This window comes from Pullulanibacillus sp. KACC 23026 (assembly GCF_029094525.1).
In the GTDB taxonomy this organism is placed as follows: Bacteria; Bacillota; Bacilli; order Bacillales; family Sporolactobacillaceae; genus KACC-23026.
This window is the reverse complement of record NZ_CP119107.1, coordinates 4,509,378-4,528,730: the sequence shown is the minus strand read 5'-3', so window position 1 is coordinate 4,528,730 and position 19,353 is coordinate 4,509,378. Positions and strand designations below refer to the sequence as shown.

General features: G+C 41.1%; 21 protein-coding genes. 17 read left to right on the top strand and 4 right to left on the bottom strand.

Going from position 1 to position 19,353, the window contains the following annotated elements:
• Positions 1 to 101 precede the first annotated feature (101 nt).
• The 8 genes from PU629_RS21060 to PU629_RS21025 all read left to right on the top strand — a co-directional run bounded on the left by PU629_RS21060 (position 102) and on the right by PU629_RS21025 (position 5,368).
• Positions 102 to 269, top strand: coding sequence for an aspartyl-phosphate phosphatase Spo0E family protein (locus PU629_RS21060; protein WP_275281976.1), 168 nt, complete (start codon positions 102 to 104; stop codon positions 267 to 269).
• Between the two features lie 320 nt (positions 270 to 589).
• Positions 590 to 745, top strand: coding sequence for a DUF1540 domain-containing protein (locus PU629_RS21055; protein WP_275281975.1), 156 nt, complete (start codon positions 590 to 592; stop codon positions 743 to 745).
• A 157-nt stretch (positions 746 to 902) separates the two neighbouring features.
• Positions 903 to 1,634: a polysaccharide deacetylase family protein gene (locus PU629_RS21050; protein ID WP_275281974.1), complete on the top strand. Its 732-nt coding sequence runs from the start codon at positions 903 to 905 to the stop codon at positions 1,632 to 1,634.
• Positions 1,635 to 1,878: 244 nt separating this feature from the next.
• The gene (locus tag PU629_RS21045; RefSeq protein ID WP_275281973.1) at positions 1,879 to 2,646 is read left to right on the top strand and encodes a DsbA family protein; all 768 of its coding nucleotides are present in this window, start codon (positions 1,879 to 1,881) and stop codon (positions 2,644 to 2,646) included.
• An 11-nt stretch (positions 2,647 to 2,657) separates the two neighbouring features.
• Positions 2,658 to 3,074: a disulfide oxidoreductase gene (locus tag PU629_RS21040; RefSeq protein WP_275281972.1), complete on the top strand. Its 417-nt coding sequence runs from the start codon at positions 2,658 to 2,660 to the stop codon at positions 3,072 to 3,074.
• Positions 3,075 to 3,092: 18 nt separating this feature from the next.
• The gene (locus tag PU629_RS21035) at positions 3,093 to 3,653 is read left to right on the top strand and encodes a hypothetical protein (protein ID WP_275281971.1); all 561 of its coding nucleotides are present in this window, start codon (positions 3,093 to 3,095) and stop codon (positions 3,651 to 3,653) included.
• A 137-nt stretch (positions 3,654 to 3,790) separates the two neighbouring features.
• Positions 3,791 to 4,327 carry a GNAT family N-acetyltransferase gene (locus PU629_RS21030; RefSeq protein WP_275281970.1) on the top strand — a complete coding sequence of 179 codons (537 nt, stop codon included), beginning with the start codon at positions 3,791 to 3,793 and terminating at the stop codon, positions 4,325 to 4,327.
• A gap of 156 nt (positions 4,328 to 4,483) precedes the next feature.
• A complete protein-coding gene (locus PU629_RS21025; protein ID WP_275281969.1) occupies positions 4,484 to 5,368 on the top strand; it encodes a peptidoglycan-binding protein in 885 nt (294 codons plus the stop codon).
• Between the two features lie 439 nt (positions 5,369 to 5,807).
• Here PU629_RS21025 and PU629_RS21020 read toward each other — a convergent pair whose 3' ends face one another.
• Complete coding sequence (locus tag PU629_RS21020) at positions 5,808 to 6,116, bottom strand: hypothetical protein (RefSeq protein WP_275281968.1); 309 nt, start codon at positions 6,114 to 6,116, stop codon at positions 5,808 to 5,810.
• Between the two features lie 191 nt (positions 6,117 to 6,307).
• Here PU629_RS21020 and PU629_RS21015 point away from each other — a divergent pair, with 191 nt between their 5' ends.
• The 3 genes from PU629_RS21015 (at position 6,308) to PU629_RS21005 (ending at position 11,374) form a co-directional block, all read left to right on the top strand.
• On the top strand, positions 6,308 to 7,456 hold the full coding sequence (locus PU629_RS21015; RefSeq protein ID WP_275281967.1) for a site-2 protease family protein: 1,149 nt from the start codon (positions 6,308 to 6,310) through the stop codon (positions 7,454 to 7,456).
• A 485-nt stretch (positions 7,457 to 7,941) separates the two neighbouring features.
• Positions 7,942 to 10,908 carry a formate dehydrogenase subunit alpha gene (gene fdhF / locus PU629_RS21010; RefSeq protein ID WP_275281966.1) on the top strand — a complete coding sequence of 989 codons (2,967 nt, stop codon included), beginning with the start codon at positions 7,942 to 7,944 and terminating at the stop codon, positions 10,906 to 10,908.
• Positions 10,901 to 11,374, top strand: a complete 474-nt coding sequence (locus PU629_RS21005; RefSeq protein WP_275281965.1) for a helical membrane plugin domain-containing protein — start codon at positions 10,901 to 10,903, stop codon at positions 11,372 to 11,374. The genes fdhF and PU629_RS21005 overlap by 8 nt, the downstream gene beginning before the upstream one ends.
• Positions 11,375 to 11,794: 420 nt before the next feature.
• Here PU629_RS21005 and PU629_RS21000 read toward each other — a convergent pair whose 3' ends face one another.
• The 3 genes from PU629_RS21000 to PU629_RS20990 all read right to left on the bottom strand — a co-directional run bounded on the left by PU629_RS21000 (position 11,795) and on the right by PU629_RS20990 (position 14,477).
• Positions 11,795 to 12,028: a 4Fe-4S ferredoxin gene (locus tag PU629_RS21000; protein WP_275281964.1), complete on the bottom strand. Its 234-nt coding sequence runs from the start codon at positions 12,026 to 12,028 to the stop codon at positions 11,795 to 11,797.
• 117 nt (positions 12,029 to 12,145) lie between these two features.
• Positions 12,146 to 13,414, bottom strand: a complete 1,269-nt coding sequence (locus tag PU629_RS20995; protein WP_275281963.1) for a helix-turn-helix transcriptional regulator — start codon at positions 13,412 to 13,414, stop codon at positions 12,146 to 12,148.
• Positions 13,415 to 13,862: 448 nt separating this feature from the next.
• A complete protein-coding gene (locus PU629_RS20990; protein WP_275281962.1) occupies positions 13,863 to 14,477 on the bottom strand; it encodes a rhomboid family intramembrane serine protease in 615 nt (204 codons plus the stop codon).
• 152 nt (positions 14,478 to 14,629) lie between these two features.
• Here PU629_RS20990 and acpS point away from each other — a divergent pair, with 152 nt between their 5' ends.
• The 6 genes from acpS (at position 14,630) to PU629_RS20960 (ending at position 19,352) form a co-directional block, all read left to right on the top strand.
• On the top strand, positions 14,630 to 14,995 hold the full coding sequence (acpS, locus tag PU629_RS20985; protein ID WP_275281961.1) for a holo-ACP synthase: 366 nt from the start codon (positions 14,630 to 14,632) through the stop codon (positions 14,993 to 14,995).
• Between the two features lie 281 nt (positions 14,996 to 15,276).
• On the top strand, positions 15,277 to 16,278 hold the full coding sequence (locus PU629_RS20980) for a LolA family protein (protein WP_275281960.1): 1,002 nt from the start codon (positions 15,277 to 15,279) through the stop codon (positions 16,276 to 16,278).
• A gap of 145 nt (positions 16,279 to 16,423) precedes the next feature.
• Positions 16,424 to 17,572 (top strand): alanine racemase, encoded by a 1,149-nt coding sequence (gene alr / locus PU629_RS20975; RefSeq protein ID WP_275281959.1) that lies wholly within the window; start codon positions 16,424 to 16,426, stop codon positions 17,570 to 17,572.
• A 116-nt stretch (positions 17,573 to 17,688) separates the two neighbouring features.
• The gene (locus PU629_RS20970) at positions 17,689 to 17,964 is read left to right on the top strand and encodes an antitoxin endoai (protein WP_275281957.1); all 276 of its coding nucleotides are present in this window, start codon (positions 17,689 to 17,691) and stop codon (positions 17,962 to 17,964) included.
• A gap of 5 nt (positions 17,965 to 17,969) precedes the next feature.
• Positions 17,970 to 18,320, top strand: coding sequence for a type II toxin-antitoxin system PemK/MazF family toxin (locus PU629_RS20965; protein WP_275281956.1), 351 nt, complete (start codon positions 17,970 to 17,972; stop codon positions 18,318 to 18,320).
• A gap of 201 nt (positions 18,321 to 18,521) precedes the next feature.
• Positions 18,522 to 19,352, top strand: coding sequence for an STAS domain-containing protein (locus PU629_RS20960; RefSeq protein ID WP_275281955.1), 831 nt, complete (start codon positions 18,522 to 18,524; stop codon positions 19,350 to 19,352).
• The last annotated feature ends 1 nt before the right edge of the window (position 19,353 follow it).

Genomic DNA, 19,353 nt, shown 5'->3' with positions numbered 1-19,353 from the left:
AATAGAAGCATTGAAAGACTTGTCACAATTTGTAGGACTTTGTTCACCAATTATTAATGTTTCTTTGAAAAGCCGATAAGTGGATAGGAGAGCAATGAAACATGAATCTTTTAAAAGAAACCCACCAGGAGCTTATATCTTCCATTAATAGGAAAAGAAGTCAAATGATTGCCTTGGCAGAGCTGCAAGGGATACATACTAAAGAAACGCTCGAAAAGAGTCGAGAGCTTGACGTTTTAATTATTAGATATATGAAGAAGTGCCTCTGAATTCCCGCCATTTTCTATTCCCCTTTTTAAAACTTTGTAATCCTGATTTTTAAAAATTAACATTGATTGTCCAAATGGATTGGATCAATCGCTTGGGGGGAGACGAATCATGAGCAATCGCAATTTAGGTTTTTTAACACTTGGAATTGTCTTATTAATGACCGTTATTTATTATTTAGTTTATTGGGTGTAAGAGGGAAAAAGAGGCAGTTCTAACAAAAGGATGAACGGATAGTAAGAGAAGTCTTGCAGAAAATATAAAGGCAACAACGTTCACTTGATGGACGAGCAAGATCCTTCAGGTAAAGGAGTGTTGTCATATGGCCCAGGATGTTTTATGTGAAGTAAGCAATTGCAAATTTTGGGAAAAGGGAAATCGGTGTTCAGCGGAAGAAATCTATGTGGTAAGTCATGCTGGTGAACAGGCCTCTGATCAAGAGGAAACGGATTGTAAGACCTTTGATCCCGTCCATTAATAGAACAAACGTTTATTTCAGTCAGGAAAAGGAGCAGCAAAAGCTGCTCCTTTTCTTACACCGGAAGCGATAGGTTGTCTTGAAACTTTTTCGTCTCCATAAAATCTTTTTCATGCTAAAATAGTTTAAGACAATTTATTATCCGTAGAAGGCGTTGATGTTGATGTTAGGTGTCATTATATTAGCGGTTCTTATTTTATATATCATTTATACATTACTCCCAACCTTTGTAATGCGTCTATTTTCACTGGGGGTATTGAACAGATCATCTGTGCCAGGCAAGATGGCTTTAACATTTGATGATGGACCTGACCCGGAGTACACGCCTCAGCTGTTGGACTTATTAGCGGAGTATCAGGCTAAGGCCACTTTTTTTGTTGTCGGTGAATTTGCTGAACAATATCCTGATCTGGTTAGAAGAATGGTGAATGAAGGGCATGAAGTTGGGACCCACCATTATCGTCATTTAAGCACTTGGCTTCTAACCCCAATAGATGTTAAAAGGCAGTGTTACTGGGCAGGGCAAGTGGTTGAAAAGATCACCGGTCAGGCGCCTTATTATTATCGTCCACCATGGGGGCACTTGAATTTATTTTCTTATTGGACAGCCAAACCTTTCAGAATGGTTATTTGGACAGCCATACTCGGCGATTGGAACCTTGGGCTGGGCAGTGAACGTCTCCTGAAACGATTAAAGAAACATGCAAGGAATGGAGCCATTATATGTCTTCACGATTGTGGGAAAACGCCGGGTGCTCATCCTAATGCTCCCGCTAACACGTTAAAAGCTCTCAAGCCATTTCTTGAGGAGTATCACCATCGATTCAAATTTGTGACGATTCGCGAATTGGATGAAGCAGGTCGTCATGAGGCTCGAGCAAAAGCTTAAGTCAGAGCTTCTGATTAAGGATTTCCTTGCAAGGCGTCTAAAATGATACCAATGGGAAAAACGTGGCAATCAAGCTCCTCTGGCTAAATCCATGGAGGGGAAGCGTTGCTGCGTTGATTTTTACATAGAGTGCCGTGACTAATTATAAAGGAAAAGATTTTAGGCCGGGTGTAGAGGCTTGAAGGCCTTACCTGTCTCATAATTGTGATAAACTACTTATAAAATGAATGGCAGAGGTGAGTGCATGGCAAAGAAAAAGAACGTTTCCAAAGATCAGCGTTTGAAACAACGCGAAAAAGAGAAGAAAAAGAAGCGGCAAACTTGGTTAATCATGATGAGTACCTTGGTTGTCTTACTCTTGGTTGTTTTAATTGTCGGGATTGTCATCCAAAACAAGCAAAAAGTCAAGACGGATCAAACCGGAAACAGTGGGACAAGCACTCCAACCACCTCTTCCGTTATTCAATATAAGAATGAACCGGCAATGGGAAAGGCTGATGCTCCCATTAAATTGGCTGAGTTTGGCGATTATAAATGTCCGATCTGCCAAGCCTTTGAACTTCAAGTTTTTCCGCAATTGAAGAAAGATTTCATTGATACGGGAAAAGTACAGTTTTATTTTATGAATTATCCTATTATAGCTCAAGATTCCGTCTTGGCAGCTAATGCAAGTGAAACGATCTATGAAGAACATTCAGCTGATTTTTGGAAATTCCATGAACTTCTATACGAGAATCAAGGGGATGAAACCAAAAATTGGGTGACTCAAGATCTGCTTACTAAAATCGCGAAGCAGGCTGTGCCATCTTTAGATGAGAAGGCTTTTAAATGGTCCTTAGCGCAGTCTTCTTATAAGGATCAGGTCGATCGTGATACGTTAATGGGACAAAGAGCAGGCGTTCAAGGGACCCCAACTTTGTTTATTAATGGTGTGATGACCAAAGGCAGTCCTTTGGATTATGAGGCTTTGAAGCAGCAAATCAACCAAGCTCTAAATAAAATCCAAAAATAAAGGATTATCTTATGAATAAAAAATTGTATTTGGCATGGGTGATTGCGTTAATTGCAACGCTCGGGAGTCTTTATTTTAGTGAAATTGCTGATTTTACTCCATGCAAGCTTTGTTGGTTTCAACGGATTTGTATGTATCCATTAACGCTGATACTCGGTATGGCCTGTTTCCGAAATGATCGCTCTATTAGTCTGTATGTCTTGCCTCTTACGATTATTGGCGGCTGTTTCTCTTTGCTTCATCTGGGTGAGCAGCATTTTCATTGGTTTGAAAGGATTTGCCGAGGTGGTGGCGTTCCTTGCAGTGGAAGATATATTAATTGGTTTGGGTTTATTACGATTCCGCTTTTAGCACTTATTGCTTTTATTCTTATAAGTGTGTTAATGATTCTTATACGAAAAGAATCCATCAATCAGGACGAATCCTGAGCCCTAAGGAGATCTAACATGAAACGTTATGCAGGTTATACACTTCTTAGTGTCGTCATCGTTAGTTTCATCCTATTTAGTTCATCTAAAGATTTGGCGTTTGCTGCGGCTAAGAAGGATCTGATGATTACAAGTCTGGAAACCGCAAACTCGGTATATGCTGACCAAAAGGAGCGTTATCAAGTCCAAGTTGTGTCGGTGGATCCCAATAAGCCAAAAGCAACGATGAAAAATTATAATGGCGCTAATGTGACGGTTTATTTTAAGAATACCGATAATAAGCTCATTAAATCCAAGCCTGTTTTTAAAAAAGCAGGTGACTATGAGGGAACGGTAACACTTCCTGATTCAGGACAGTGGGATGTTTTGGTAATGGCTCTTAGAAAAGGTGAGAAGGAAGCAGCGGATTCCAGCAATGTGTATACATTGACAACTGAAGTAGCGGTTCATCCTCCTGAAAAGAAGGGAACCTTATGGGCGTATGGAGGAATTCTCTTACTTATTGTGATCTTGCTCGGTCTATTTATTTACATGGTTCGGCGTCAAAATAGGAAAAAAACGATTGACGAAGCAGAATAGGTGAGTAATAATGATCTAAATTAATTAAAGAGGAGATGCGCCTATGGACAGTGTTGCGTTTAACCGTACAGTATTCAACTAAACTGCGGGTGAGGCCAAACGTAGCACACCCCAAAAAAATAAAGGGGACCTATAAATTGCTAAGAGACTTATTTAAATCAGACCGTCTTTGTTTAACAGGTAAATATGAGGAAGATGCTGAAGTCATGGCATTGTGGAGTGAAGATAGTGAGTATCTCAGAAACGTGGATACCGATTTTGCTGCTCCTTTACCCGCCTCCGTTTTCCAAGATAGCGATGAACGGGATTTGAGCCATGTCAGTTTTAGGATTCGTTTATTAGAGGATAAACGATTGATTGGCTTTGGTGCGATTCACAGTATTGAATGGGGAAATGGAATAGGCGTCCTGTCTATCGGGATTGGTCAGACAAAGGATCGTGGACAAGGCTATGGGACGGAAGCTTTGAACTTACTGCTTCAGTATGCTTTTTTGGAATTAAACTTGCATCGGGTTGGACTGGATGTTATCAGTTACAATAAGTCCGCCATTCGATTATATGAAAATGCAGGGTTTGTTGAAGAGGGCCGAATTCGTGAAGCGGTCTACCGGGATAATCAACGATACGACCGGATATATATGGGTCTATTCCGGAAAGAGTGGTTAAAAAAATAAATCAAAAATGAGAAGCTGTCCTTTTTGGGGCAGTTTTTTATTCTATCTATAACATTAATTTCTCTTAATGTTTGTAATCTTTTTGTAAGACATGAATCTTTTAACCCCACATAATAGTAGTTAACAAGAAGAAGTTTTTAAAAGGGAGGCCACGAAATGAAGCCCAGATCAGCAGTTGTCAAAAATATTGCGATGACAACAACGCTAGCGGGAACGTTCTTATCATTGCCCTCTTTAGTCAGCGCCCACTTTGGCAAAGAGCTTTTGTATAAGGGACAGCACAGTGAACATGTTAAAAGTCTTCAAACCGTCCTAAAGACGGAGGGATACTATAAGTTAACTAAGCCAACCGGTTATTTCGGTTCAACAACGGAAAAAGCAGTAAAGGAGTTCCAAAAAGACCATGATCTAAAGGTAGACGGTCTTGTTGGTCCAAAGACAAAAGCAAAACTATCAAAGTATGTGAAGCAAGACCATAATTTGACTATCGGCTCAAAAGGACCAAAAGTAAAAGAGATTCAAGAAACGCTAAAAAGACTTGGCTATTATACGGGCCATCTTGATGGGATATATGGGACCAAAACACGTTTGTCAGTTCTTAATTTTCAAAAAACAAATCATCTTTCTATGGATGGGATTGTGGGTCCAAATACTTTAAAAAGGCTTCATGGATCCCCAAAAAGGGCGAGCCGGTCTAGTGAAACCGTTCAGACGGTTCAAAAAACGAGCAGGAGTATTGCTGCTTCTTCAAACGTTATGTATGTAAGTGCAACGGCTTATACCGCCTATTGTGCGGGGTGCTCAGGTAAGACCGCAACGGGCATCAATCTTAGAGCCAATCCAAATTCAAAAGTCGTTGCGGTGGATCCCAATATTATTCCTCTTGGTACAAAGCTGTATATCGAGGGATACGGATACGCCGTTGCAGGGGATACTGGCGGGGCAATTAGGGGCAAACATGTTGATTTGTTTATGTCGAGCCGTGATGATGCACTTAAGTGGGGACGCCGAACGGTAAAAGTCACGATATTAGGTTCATAATAAGGAGTTTTAAAGAAATAGTAGCTTCTCGATTGGCAAAAAGGGCGGCATCTTTGGGAAAAACGTAGATTGACAAAACGATTTGCCAACGCACGTTTGTCTCAAAGCATTCAGGGGGAAAGCACCAAGTATAAATGACCGCTGGGACAAAGTAATTGACGAATAGAACAAACCGAACTTATTCACACATTTAACGTGATGGGTTCGGTTTTTCATTTATAAGTTAAGTCCTTTATGAAACGCTAGTCAAAATACGTCGCTTTCCTCAGGCACGGCCCAAGCCTCCTCATCAAAGAAAACGCTTGCTTGCGGGGCCTTCGGACACGTGCTGTTCCCGCAGGAGTCTCCGTATTTTGACTGCGTTTCCTATTTGTTCCTGAACTCATAATAATTTAGTGTTCGGAACTTAAGTCAGTTAGTCTAGTTTTGTCCCAGCCTCTTAATTGGTTATATCCGTTGGTTGATCAATAAAAACGTCGAAGTGGGACTCAACTTCCTCGAGGGGGATGATGGAGAAGCGGCTTTTCTTATTTAAAATCATTTCGATGTTCCCTTTGAGTAAAGAAAGCAGGCGTTCTCCAATAAGCTGGCCTTTATATTCTTCGAAGTATAGGTCATCTAAGGTTCGACGAAAGCAGAGATCCATGAAAGCATTAGTCAGTCGAACATAAGTAGGGGAGATATCTGTTGCGTAATAATAATTACCGTATTTATCAAGGACTAGGTCGCCTCGTTTGATTAGTTTCATCGTATCCTCCTTTAGAGGGCTTGCTCCCCTCTCCATGAAAGTTTAGCACAGGTCCTATTAAGATTAAACTGATTAACAAATCAAGTGTCAGCCGATGAATGGACCCTTTGGACAAAGTTCTACCTCTAGCTTTATCAATGTATGATATGATGGTAAAAAAAATAGATGAATGACGTTAGGGGGGAACCAATGTGAAGGAAAATAAGGGAAGCCGAAAGCAAAAAGGTGCCATGGCGACGATTGGCCTTCTTATTTTGACCAAGCTTAAATGGCTTCTCGTGACACTAAAGGTGTTTAAATTCGGCGGCACACTTATCAGTCTCGTGCTTTCTCTTGTCACCTATGCGGTACTGTTCGGATGGCAATTCGCCATTGCCCTCATTTATGTCCTTTTTGTCCATGAGATGGGGCATCTCGTTGCAGCTAGAATAAAAGGAATTAAGACGACACCTGCTATCTTTATTCCATTTATGGGAGCGTTAATTGGAATGAAGGAACGTCCGAAAGATGCTGCAACTGAGGCCTATGTTGCTTATGGGGGGCCGCTGTTTGGCTTATTTTCAACCCTGCCTCCGCTGATCCTCTTTCAACTCACTCATCAGCCGATTTGGGGTGTCACCGTACTTGTAGGTGCTATGTTAAATCTGTTTAACTTGATTCCTGTTTCACCATTAGATGGAGGACGAATTATCGGCGTTTTATCGCCTTATTTATGGCTTTTAGGGTTGATAGGCATTGGCGTTTTTACTTACTTCTTCCCTTCTCCATTACTTATTATAATCATTATTCTTGGTGTTTTGTCAGTGTGGAGCCGTTTGAGAGAAAATTTCCAAATTTCGCGTTTGACCATTGAGATTGAGCTAAGAGAAGAGATGAAGCGGGACATGGCTTCTATCTGGAATGATCTCTTTTATCAAAGTTATCAATACGGAGAAGAACGTTTGGTTAATGATGTGATGAAAATGCACTTCTTAAGGGAATGGGATCGGACAAGAAAAGCCATCTACAATAAAGCCCGCAGTTTGGACGGCTTCAAACTTCCCATTCTTCATGATAAACAGAAACTAAATAACTATCGCTTTATTTCGAAAGCGGAAAAGTATTCGCAAATGATGAAATGGCTTGAGGGCGTGCAGAATTGGGAGGATATTACTTATTTTCATCAAGAGCTTGATCGTGATATTAGGCGATTAAAGAGTGAACGGCTTGCGATAAATCAGTACTACAATGCGACTGCCAAAACGAAGTGGATAACGTTTGGTTTTTATTTGCTATTAGCAGCAGCGCTCGGTCTTTTATTCTTTTACGCTCAATCCATCGTGCCAGGCTCTATCTATTAAATAAATGAGAAGGCTGTTCCAAAAGTTTAACTTTTGTGGACAGCTTCTTTTTATACGCTAAGTTTGTCACATGAGGTGTCCTTTAGGGCAACTTCTATTTGTGATCCATAAATGTAAGGAGATCACATGAGGTGTCCTTTAGGGCAACTTCTATTTGTGATCCATAAATGTAAGGAGATCACATGAGGTGTCCTTTAGGGCAACTTCTATTTGTGATCCATAAATGTAAGGAGATCACATGAGGTGTCCTTTAGGGCAACTTCTATTTGTGATCCATAAATGTAAGAAGATCACATGAGGTGTCCTTTAGGGCAAGCCAAGTTTTTCTAAAAGGATCCGCATATAATGGAGTGAAGGATGATGGGATCACTCACCTTTTTAAGGCAGAAATAGGTCGATTATAGTGTTTTTAACTTTTGGAATATTTAATTTAGATGTTATAATAGTCCAAAATAAATAAGAGCGCTTACAAGGAGGGTTAAGTTTTGGCAGAACATGTGGTGGTGACACTTAATGGCAAGGCGTTTTTGGCTGATCCAGGACAGAATTTGATGGATCTTATCCGAGAAGCTGAAATGGATGTACCGGGTCTTTGCTATCATGCTTCGCTCGGTCCAATTCAAACTTGTGATACTTGTACGGTGGAGGTGAATGGAGAGCTGGTTCGCGCCTGTGGGACGACAGTAGAGCCAGGTATGGTTGTTGAAACCGAGACCAAAGAACTCCAGGAAGCAAGACGAATTGCCATGAATCGGATTTTGGTCAATCATGAACTCTACTGTACCGTATGTGATAACAACAATGGTAACTGTGAAATACATAATACGGTAAAAAGCATGGGTATTGAACATCAAGATGAACCTTTTTCTTTTAAGCCTTATGAAGCGGATTATTCGGGGTCCTTTTATCGCTATGACCCCGATCAATGCATTGCCTGTGGACGCTGTGTACAAGTCTGTCAGGATGTTCAAGTGAACGAAACACTATCGATCGATTGGTCCAGTGATCGCCCTAGAGTGCTATGGGACGGGGGGAGTACAATCGATGAATCGTCCTGCGTGAACTGCGGACAATGTGTCACTGTCTGTCCATGTAATGCTCTAATGGAAAAGTCGATGCTTGGTGAAGCAGGCTATTTAACAGGTATTGAGCCGGATACCTTAAGAACGATGATTGACTTGACGAAAAAGGTCGAGACGGGGTATGGCTCATTAATGTCTCTGTCAGACGGCGAATCCGCTCTTCGAAACGAGCATATTAAGAAAACCAAAACGGTTTGTACCTATTGTGGGGTTGGCTGCAGCTTTGATGTGTGGACCAAAGGCCGTAAAATCTTAAAGGTTGAACCGCAGCCGGACTCACCTGCTAATGGAATTCAAACCTGTGTGAAAGGAAAATTTGGCTGGGATTATGTGAACAGTGAAGAACGGTTAAAGAAGCCATTGGTTCGTGAAGGGGGCGTTTTTAAAGAAGTCAGCTGGAAGGAAGCAATGGAGGTAATCGGTGAAAAGTTGGGGTCCATTAAGACTACCTATGGATCGGATGCCTTAGCTTTTATTTCTTCATCAAAAGCAACCAATGAAGAATCCTATCTGATGCAAAAGCTCGCTCGACAAGTGTTTGGAACCAATAATGTGGATAACTGTTCACGCTATTGCCAGGCTCCTGCCACCATCGGGTTATTCCGTACAGTCGGATACGGTGGAGATTCTGGTTCGATCAGTGACCTTGAGGCGGCGGATCTTGTTATTGGAATTGGAACGAATACGGCAGAATCTCATCCGGTTTTGGCAGCTAAGATTAAACGCGCTCACAAAACAAGAGGGCAGAAGCTCATTGTTTCCGATATTCGTAAGCATGAAATGGCAGAACGAGCAGATATTCACTTGCATCCAAAACCCGGAACCGATCTGATCTGGTTATCTGCTGTTACGAAGTATATTTTAGATCAAGGCTGGCAAGATCAAGCATTCATTGATAAATGGGTGACTAATTTCGAAGGATACAAGAAATCGCTAGAAAAGTTTACTCTTAAGTATGCATCCAAGAAAACGGGCTTGCCTAAAGAAACTCTGATTGCTGTGGCGAAGATGATCCATGAAGCGAAAAATGGGGTTTGCATCTGTTGGGCGATGGGCGTCACTCAGCAAAAAGGCGGCTCCGATACATCAACAGCAATCTCTAACCTGCTGCTTATGACCGGTAACTATATGAGAAAAGGAACAGGCGCCTATCCATTGCGAGGTCATAATAACGTTCAAGGTTGCTCAGATTTTGGAAGTATGCCAAACAACTTTCCGGGGTATGAGGCTGTTACGAATGATGCAGTCAGGACTAAGTATGAAAAGGCTTGGGGAACCAAACTTTCGGGTAAGGTAGGGCTTAATAACCATCAAATGGTCGATGCCATTCATATGGGCAAATTGAAGGCGCTTGTTCTCATGGGTGAGGACATGGGAATTGTAGACTCCAACATCAATTATGTCCAGGATGCCTTTGAAAAACTCGACTTTTTTGTCGTTCAAGATGTCTTCCTGACCAAAACAGCTCAGTTTGCAGATGTGGTCTTGCCGGCTGCTCCAAGCCTAGAGAAAGAGGGGACTTTCACGAATACTGAACGTCGCATTCAGCGCCTCTACCAGGTCCTAGAACCATTAGGGGATTCTAAACCAGACTGGCAAATTCTCCAGATGATTGCCGGCGCAATGGGTGTTAATTGGGGATATACTCATCCTTCTCAAATCATGGCTGAAGCGGCACCGCTTACTGAACTTATGGCAGGTGTCACGTATGATAAATTAGAGGGATATGACAGTCTTCAATGGCCTGTCCATGCAGATGGGACGGATGAACCGCTTCTCTATACGAAGCAATTTCATTTTCCTGATGGTAAAGCTCGCTTTTTCCCAGTTGATTGGACGGAAACAACAGGAACGAGTGATGAGTACGACCTCCATTTAAATAATGGACGTCTTCTTGAACATTTTCATGAGGGCAATATGACTTATAAATCCTTAGGCATCACTAGAAGAACACCCGGCGTATTCTTTGAGGTATCTCCAGAACTCGCCAAAGAACGCGGAATCAAAGACGGTTCTCTCATTCGTTTAGTATCGAAAACGGGTGCGGCCAAGGGGCGTGTCTTAGTGACGGACAGGGTTAAAGGTAAGGAAGTTTATGTCCCAATGAACGATAATGGAGAAGGGGCAGTCAATCAACTGACAACAAGTGAGGTTGATAAAGATACGGATACGCCAGCTTATAAAGATACAGCTGTTCGAATGGAGGTTCTAGAGGTGGAGGGCAACATTCCGCTGCCTAAGAATAATCATCGCTTTGGAAAACGCACCCCGCAACCAGGAGTGAATATTGAGAAGAAGTGGTCTCAAACAAACTATGTTTATCCTGGAGAACTGGTGAAACAAAAGAAGGAGCTGAATACCCGTGGCTAAGGCAATCCAACAAATTGAACGAATGCCTGTTTCTACTGAAGTGAAGCAGTCAGAGGACAAGGAAGCGCTGCTTAAAGCTCTTTATGAGCAAAGAGAAGCCGTTGAAAAATCGATTCATTTTCTCCAAAGGATGGATGACCGCGGACTTTTGGATCTCATGACAGCACTTGTGGGGCAAGGGGATCAACTTATAGGCATTGCGGCACGAGAACTTAATAAGCCTTCAAACACCTCGGTGCTTGTCCATTTGATTAAGCTCGCTCAAATGGTTGGGGAGCTCGATGTGGAAAAGCTGCAGCCGCTCATTCAACGTGTGAATAAAGGTATTGAGAAAGCGGAAGAAACGGTAGCTAATGGGAATAAAACCGATGTGTTTGATTTGCTCAGAGCTTTTAAGGATCCGGATGTGAATCGAGCCCTTACATCGTTAATTGGCTTCCTCAAAGGTGCCGGGTCAAATAGTTAAAGAATGACCACGATTAATAGTGGGGACAGACCTCTTTAGTCCAGTAAAAAAAGTGGGAACGAGGCTGGGACAAAACGAAACTAACTGACTTAAATTCCGAACACTAAATGTTTATAAGGACAGAAGCAAATAGGGAGCGTAGTCAAAATAGGTAAACTCCTGCGGGAACAGCACATGTCCGAAGACCCCGGAAGCGAGCGTTTTCCTTGCTCAGGAGGCTTGGGCCGTGCCCGCGGAAAGCGACGTATTTTGACTAGCGTTTCCTAAATGACTTAACTTATAAATGAAAAACCGAACCCATCACATTAAAAGGTGTGAATGAGTTCGGTTTTTTCTATTCGTAAAATTCTTCTGTCTCAGCCTCGTCCCAAAAAAAATTTAAAAGTGTCGCTTTCTAAATAAACTCTTTTGGGATTTCTATTATTTAAAGAAATCGCGATTGAGTTGAATGTACTTTTGCTCTTCTTCTGGTACTTCTTCTTCTGGATAGATGGCTTCCACTGGGCAGACCGCTTCGCAAGCTCCGCAGTCGATACAAATATCGGGATCAATATAAAATTGATCGTCACCTTCAACAATACAATCTACAGGACAGGTCTCAACGCATTCTCCTGCCTTTTCTTCAATACATGGAGATGTAATAACAAAAGCCATGAAACATGTTCTCCTTTCTATGATAAACCGTTGCCTATTATTAATCATTCCTCTTTAGTATGCCGAATCCCAACGAAAAATTCAATTCTAAATAACTAAAATAATCAAGGATAAGGCTTATAAAATATTTTTTCTTGCCTCGTTGGCTTTTTTAAAGTAAACGCTAGAAAGCTTATAGCGATGCTTCTTGAAGTAATATTCCGCTAATTGCTCTGAATAAAGGGAAACTTCTTCCCACATATTCCGCTCAGCCAGAACAGGTATGACTTTCTGCCTTAGGAAGCTTTCATAATCAGGATGTATAGGGTCGCTGAGTTGATAATCAAGTACGACTAATTTTAGATAATCAATCGATTGATCCGATGGAATAATTAGTTCCATGGTTTCATCTACTGTTTCTCTTGCTTTGTTAAATTCCCCGATTCGAAAATACTCTTCAGCCAAGAGGGTGAGCGTAGAGGTAACGGAAAAAGCCAATTCTTTATTCTTCCTCTTTATTTCGATGCTTTTGGTTAAATAATCGATTGCTAATGTATGATTGTTCTGCCCGGCGTAACAATAAGCCATATTATCATAAAGTATGGAGGTGCGCTGATCACTCTTCAATATTGAAGTGAATTTGAGCGCTTGTTCAAAGTGATGTTCGGATTGGGCAAAATTATTAATCCTTCGATGGCTGATACCGAGCAGGATCTGGCAGTCTGCAATGCGTTTTAAATTATAGGACTGGTTAAATAGGGAAAGGGACTTTGATGAATATTGAATGCATTTGGAAATTTGGTACCTTAAGCATTCCATCCTTCCTATTTGGTAACAAAGTTCAGCCTCATTTTGATCGGAATGAGGCAGTCTGTTCTGGAGTTCCTCAGCCTTAGATAGACACTCTGAAGCCTCATCTAGATGAGTGATGTTGCTGAAGTAAATCCCGCTAAAAAGGTTGTAATAATATTGAAGTTCAACATCAAACATTTCCTCAAATATATGGAGCTTTTTTTTGAGTTGACTTGAGCTGTCATATTGCTGGAGGGCTAAATAATAATAGAAGCACATTAATTCATACTTCATTGATAGACAAGGATCTTGTATAAGTGCTATTTTTTCTTCCAATGATTCCTTTATGGGATTAAGTTCAATGGGATTAGGGATCGTAATCATTTGGGAGTACCAATGATTAATTTCTTGATGGATTTGGTCAATTTGTTCCGTATGACTCATTTCTTCATGTTCAATATTTAGTCTTTCGCAGAGTAAACGTGAGATTTCATCACTTGATTTATCACCGTGTTCAATCTTACTAAGGTAAGAGACGGAACAGATCCCTTCCGATAGCTGTTCAAGCGTAAGTCCCTGTCTTTTTCTGTGAAAGCGAATTCGTTGTCCGATCATTCATTGTCATCCTTCTAAATAAAAAATCTCGTTTAAAAATTACAGCGGTTTGCTTGTACTCTTATGGGATGTTATTTTGAAAAAAGGTCGTATTTGATGCCGTGACGTCCGTTAATCTGTTCTAATTTTAATAAAAAAATCAAGAATTGTTAAGAAAAAATGGAAGTTTTTATGGAGATATACAATTAATTTGGCATTCTTTTTTATAGAAACCCCCATCTGCTGGATGGCAAAGGAATGCGCTATAAGCCGGTTGATCGCGGTCTGATCCACCAAAGCTCGGTTAATAACCAAGTAATTAAATGGGAAAAGTATACTTAAACCGTTGCTGAAAAAAAGAGATTTTGGAGGGCCAAAATCTCTTGAATCCTTTAAATGCAATTGGGTACGATCACACCTAAAATGGATCCAGGTCACATAGGTGTCCTTCAGGGAAAGCTAATTTTTTCTAAAAGCGGCGTTTTGTTGTTTGGAAGAGAAGGATAGGGCCAAGTATAAAGCCGCCGAGGAGCCCAAATAAGTGACCAAGAATATCAGTTGAAGGGGTTAAAAAGGTCATCACAACACTTAGTAATAATATAATCCCGATGATTTGGGTGTTCACGCGGTCTATGAGCTCTCTCCGAAAGACAATGATAAATAAATAAATGCCGAACAAACCGAAAATGGCCGATGAAGCGCCTATGTATGCGAGGGCAAGATCACCAAAAAAGTAACAGAGAAGGTTGCTTATAATTCCTGATCCCAAAAAGGCAATGATGAATTTTGTTTTCCCTAGTATCCTTTCAAGGGCCGGCGCAAAGAGAAAAATAGAAAAGGCATTGAACAAAATATGGGAGAAGGTGAAATGCAAAAACAAGGGTGTCACCAATCGCCATAATTGGCCTTGGGCAATGCCGAGATTATAGCCGACGCCATCATTGAAAAGAGCAATCAACGGGGTGATATGAAAAAGACTCGCCAACTGATAGACAAGGAAGAGAAAAATAGTCAAAGCCAATATCGATGCAACAACCGGGTAGAATTTTAGAAAATCTCGAAAGCTTTCCGTTCTTATAAACAAATGTACAGCCTCCTAATGGTATCATTGGATATCTAATGCAACACACTGAACACCTTTCATTCAAAAATACGATGTGATTAAATGAAGTGGTCGTATTTTTATATTATATTATAGAAAAACAATCGAAGACAAAGAATTAAAAGAGGGATGTCATGATTAAAGGGATTGGCATGGACCTTGTAGAAATGGATCGCATTGAACAGGCGATGAAGAATGAGCGGTTCATTAAACGGGTCCTGGGAACAAGTGAATACCAAGTCTATTTAACACTAAGCGAACGGCGTCAACTTGAATTTGTAGCGGGGAGATTTGCGGCTAAGGAAGCTTTTTCGAAAGCGTTTGGAACCGGTATAGGGAAAGCCTTATCCTGGCAGGACGTAGAGATATTAAACGATTCGGCAGGAAAGCCCATACTTACATCAACCGTCTGCTCGGAGACTGAATCGGTCCATGTTAGCTTAACACATACCAAAGAAATGGCGGCTGCTTATGTAATTATTGAAGGCTTGTCAGGCTAGTCTGCATATCTAGAGGATTTGTCTCATATATTGCTAGTACGTTAGGAGGGACTATTGGCAAATGGCATGCCGAAAACCGATTGATACACGTACGAGCTTTAGAAAGGATGGGGCAAACATGGATATAGCAATTTGGATAAGGCCCCCAACCTTCTTAATAAGGAGAGGAGGAGGGGGAAGGGTCTATAAAAGTCGATCAAAATAGGTTATAAGTCGGGTGCCATGAGCTAGAATAGAATCCCTTCTTTGTCACTGAACATGAGACAAAGGGGCTGGATAAGTTGAAAAAATTAATTTTTGTATTTATCCTTGGGATCCTCCTGGTCGGCATACTTGCTGGTTGTGGACAGAAATCTCAAGCGGATGTGGTCAAAGATTTAGGTAAGAAGATGGACTCTCTGCAAGGTTATCATACGGTTGCTGAAATGACTTTTAAAAATGGTGAGCAGAAAAAGGTGTATGAGGCTGAAATTTGGTATCAGAAGCCGGATAATTATAAAGTTGTTTTAAATGATGGGAAGAAAGAAAACACCCAAATGATTATAAAGAATAAAGACGGAGTGTTCGTTCTAACACCTTCTCAAAATAAAAAGTATCATTTCCAAAGTGAATGGCCTAATAACAGAAGTCAATATTATCTGTACCAATCATTGGTCAAGGATATCCAAAAGGATGCCAACGCGGCTTTTGAAGCAAAAGACAAAAGTTATGTTTTTACAACCAAAACAAATTATCAAACGCAATTGCTTGCTAATCAAAGCATTACGCTTGATCAAAAGAGCCTGACTCCGAAAAATGTTAAAGTGATGGACAAAGACATGAATGTCATGATCGACATTACCTTCAAGTCTTTTAAAGTCAACCCATCATTTGATAACAGTACATTTGATGTAGATAAAAACATGGCGACGGCTAAGCTGGATGCACAAACATCCGCCACACCTCAACCATTTACAGTCATGAAACCAACCATGAATCTAGATGGTGCTAAACTCTCTTATTCACAGGAAGTTACGAATAGCGGCCCTCAAAAATTCATCATGAAGTATACAGGTGACAAAGGTTATACGTTGATTGAAACTCAAAGTCAAGTATCGCCGACAAGTGAAGCGATCGAAACGACGGCACAGCCTGTTGATCTGGAAGAATCTTTTGGTGTCATGACGGATCATTCGCTTTCATGGTCCAAAGACGGTATGGATTTCTATCTTGTCTCAGATAACCTCACACAAAGTGAGATGCAGGAAATCGCTGAATCTGTTTCTGGACAAGTGACTAAATAAATAACGGCTTAGAACCTGATTAAAGTGCTCCAATTGAATTGTTGGAGCGCTTTTCTTCTTTTATCTGCCAAAGGGGGCGATTGTAAGGCCTATAAGCACTGTGATAAAATGAGGCCAGAGTTTATGGAAAGGATTAGACAGCCTTATGTTGTATTATAGAGATTCATGGGCGGAAATTAACTTAGACGCTATTTATCAAAATGTAAACCACATCAAACAGCATCTGCCAAGTCAAACACTAGTCATGGCGATAGTCAAAGCAAATGGCTATGGCCATGGTGCGGTGGAGGTTGCCGAGACCGCTTTAGAAGCAGGGGCCACTTGGCTTGGTGTTGCACTTCTTGATGAGGCACTCGTATTAAGAAAACAGGGGATTAAAGCTCCTATTCTTGTACTAGGTTGGACTCGTCCAGAGGATATCCATATCGCTAGCGACTATTCTATTTCGCTGACTGTTTTTCAAAACGAATGGCTTTTGGAGGCAAGACGGCTTTATCAAGGGGAGAATCCAGTCTTCCTGCATATAAAATGTGATACAGGAATGGGGCGTATCGGCGTTCGCACAAAAGAAGAATTAGCCGATGTTGTCAAAATCATTCAGGAGGAGCCTCGTTTTATTTTGGAAGGTGCCTTTACTCATTTCGCAACTGCGGATGAACCAGACCCTGCCTTCTTTCATGAGCAAGAGCGCTCCTTTAAAGACTTTGTTGATTATTTTAATGAATTAGGCGTACAACCTAATGTCATTCATGCTGCCAATAGTGCTGCGGCTTTGAAAAAGGAAGGGAACCTCTACAATATGGTTCGGTATGGGATTGCCATGTATGGGCTCAGCCCGTCACCAGCCATGAAGGAACAGCTTCCTTTTAAATTAGAAGAATCGTTTTCACTGTATAGTAAATTAGTGCATGTTAAGAGAATTGCCGAGGGAGAGACGGTTGGTTACGGTGCCACATATAAGGCCAAGAAGGAGACTTGGATTGGGACACTGCCAATTGGGTATGCCGATGGATGGCTTCGTCGACTGTCGGGCAGCGATGTCCTTATTGACGGTAAGCGGGTCCCAATTATTGGACGTATATGCATGGACCAGTTGATGCTTGAACTTGATCGCCCTTACCCAATTGGGACGACCGTCACATTGATTGGTAAGGATATTCCAATTGATGAAATAGCAGACAGATTAGAGACCATTAATTATGAGGTTCCTTGCATGATTAACGAACGTATTCCTAGGATATACTTAAAAAACGGAAAAAAGGTGAAAGAAAAGAATCCCATTCTTCCTGAATAAAGGAAGAAAATGGCCAACCCGTTTTTAAAAAGATAATTTTGCAATGAGTTCTTTGTAATGTTAAGATAGACAATAGAATATTATTGAGGGAACCCACTTTCTGGAGGTGCACGACTATGGCTGAGTCGTCAGAAGAAATTAAGGTAAGATTACCGCAACATCTTTTGCAGGAGATTGATGGGATGGCAAGATTAGACAATTTAAATCGAAATGATTTCCTTAGCCAAGCCGTCAGTAGTTATTTAAAAGAACGAAATAAACGCCAAATTCGTGAAGCGATGAGACAGGGATATATGGAGATGGCCAAAATAAATCTGAACCTTGCATCGGAGGCTTTTATAGCTGAAGAGGAGGCCGAAAATACTCTCGAGCGTCTAGTAAGTGGGGTGTAAGCAGCGTGATAGTTAAGCGCGGTGACGTGTACTTTGCCGACCTGTCTCCGGTTGTCGGTTCTGAACAAGGTGGTGTCCGCCCCGTCCTCATTATTCAAAATGATATCGGGAACCGCTTTAGTCCTACCGTCGTTGTTGCCGCCATTACTGCTCAAATACAAAAAGCAAAACTCCCAACACACATCGAAATTGATGCTAAAAGGTACGGATTTGACCGAGATTCCGTTATATTATTGGAGCAAATTCGCACCATTGACAAACAACGGCTAACCGATAAAATTACGCATCTAGATGAAGAGATGATGGCTCGTGTTAATGAGGCGATCCAGATTAGTTTAGGGCTAATAGATTTTTAATCGCAGAAAAGTTGCTCGGTCGAATCAGAGCAACTTTTTATTTTAGTCTCATCGTTTTCAGTATTGGGTGTTTTCCCAATATTCAAATATATAATATGGGTGACTTCAAATAGAGGAAGGTCATTAACGACTAAGATGGTGAACTCTATTAAGCTATTAAACTATGGAGATAAAGGCGAAACTCTTATTAAGGGGGAAGTTATGGGATACACGTTTGGAAATCTGATTGAATCAAAACGCACGGAGATTAAAGACTATTGGAATGAACGCATGATTGAGGCGCGCCCAAAGAATACGGTTATTCCTCTTGATAAGAAGATATTAGAATCAACCAATGATAACTACATAGATTTAATTTTTGATTATTTAAATGGTACCCAAAGTGATGACGTGCACCTTCAGGGGCTTGTCAAACGTTTCCTTGCGTTTGGCTGGCCGTTAAGTTATCTCATGAGCGGGCTTCAAGTGTTTCGGAGTGCACTTGTTTCGATTCTCCTAGAAGAAAACAATGAAAACAAGGGACAACTCGTTTTGCTATTTAAAGAAATGGATAGCATTATGAATCCTATATTTGAACAATTGATTGAGGATGCCACAAATTCTTGGGAAGAAACCGTAAGTATTCAGAAGCGCGCTCTCTTGGAATTGTCGGCGCCGTTAATTCCAATTTTGGACAATATTGCGGTCATGCCGCTTATTGGCACGATTGATACGGAACGAGCCAAGCTTATTATCGAAAATTTATTAAACGGAGTCATCCAGCATCGATCAGAAGTTGTTTTAATTGATATAACCGGTGTTCCAATTGTAGATACGATGGTCGCACACCATATCATTCAAGCCTCTGAGGCGGTTCGTCTTGTTGGTGCTAATTGCATTCTTGTAGGTATCCGCCCCGAAATTGCACAAACCATTGTAAACCTGGGGATTGATCTGAAGGATTTTCCAACAAGAAGTTCCCTTCAAAAGGGAGTTGAAACAGCGCTTAAGTTGACCAAGAGGAAGATTATTCACACAAATGGGGAGGGATGAC

Bases quoted from the DNA above. Each gene is read 5' to 3' on its own strand.
- PU629_RS20960 (WP_275281955.1), top strand. From the start codon at position 18,522: ATGGGATACACGTTTGGAAATCTGATTGAATCAAAACGCACGGAGATT.
- PU629_RS21050 (WP_275281974.1), top strand. From the start codon at position 903: ATGTTGATGTTAGGTGTCATTATATTAGCGGTTCTTATTTTATATATC.
- PU629_RS21040 (WP_275281972.1), top strand. From the start codon at position 2,658: ATGAATAAAAAATTGTATTTGGCATGGGTGATTGCGTTAATTGCAACG.
- acpS (WP_275281961.1), top strand. From the start codon at position 14,630: ATGATTAAAGGGATTGGCATGGACCTTGTAGAAATGGATCGCATTGAA.
- PU629_RS20970 (WP_275281957.1), top strand. From the start codon at position 17,689: ATGGCTGAGTCGTCAGAAGAAATTAAGGTAAGATTACCGCAACATCTT.
- PU629_RS20995 (WP_275281963.1), bottom strand. From the start codon at position 13,414: ATGATCGGACAACGAATTCGCTTTCACAGAAAAAGACAGGGACTTACG.
- PU629_RS21060 (WP_275281976.1), top strand. From the start codon at position 102: ATGAATCTTTTAAAAGAAACCCACCAGGAGCTTATATCTTCCATTAAT.
- PU629_RS21025 (WP_275281969.1), top strand. From the start codon at position 4,484: ATGAAGCCCAGATCAGCAGTTGTCAAAAATATTGCGATGACAACAACG.
- PU629_RS21055 (WP_275281975.1), top strand. From the start codon at position 590: ATGGCCCAGGATGTTTTATGTGAAGTAAGCAATTGCAAATTTTGGGAA.
- PU629_RS21045 (WP_275281973.1), top strand. From the start codon at position 1,879: ATGGCAAAGAAAAAGAACGTTTCCAAAGATCAGCGTTTGAAACAACGC.
- PU629_RS21035 (WP_275281971.1), top strand. From the start codon at position 3,093: ATGAAACGTTATGCAGGTTATACACTTCTTAGTGTCGTCATCGTTAGT.
- alr (WP_275281959.1), top strand. From the start codon at position 16,424: ATGTTGTATTATAGAGATTCATGGGCGGAAATTAACTTAGACGCTATT.
- PU629_RS21000 (WP_275281964.1), bottom strand. From the start codon at position 12,028: ATGGCTTTTGTTATTACATCTCCATGTATTGAAGAAAAGGCAGGAGAA.
- PU629_RS21020 (WP_275281968.1), bottom strand. From the start codon at position 6,116: ATGAAACTAATCAAACGAGGCGACCTAGTCCTTGATAAATACGGTAAT.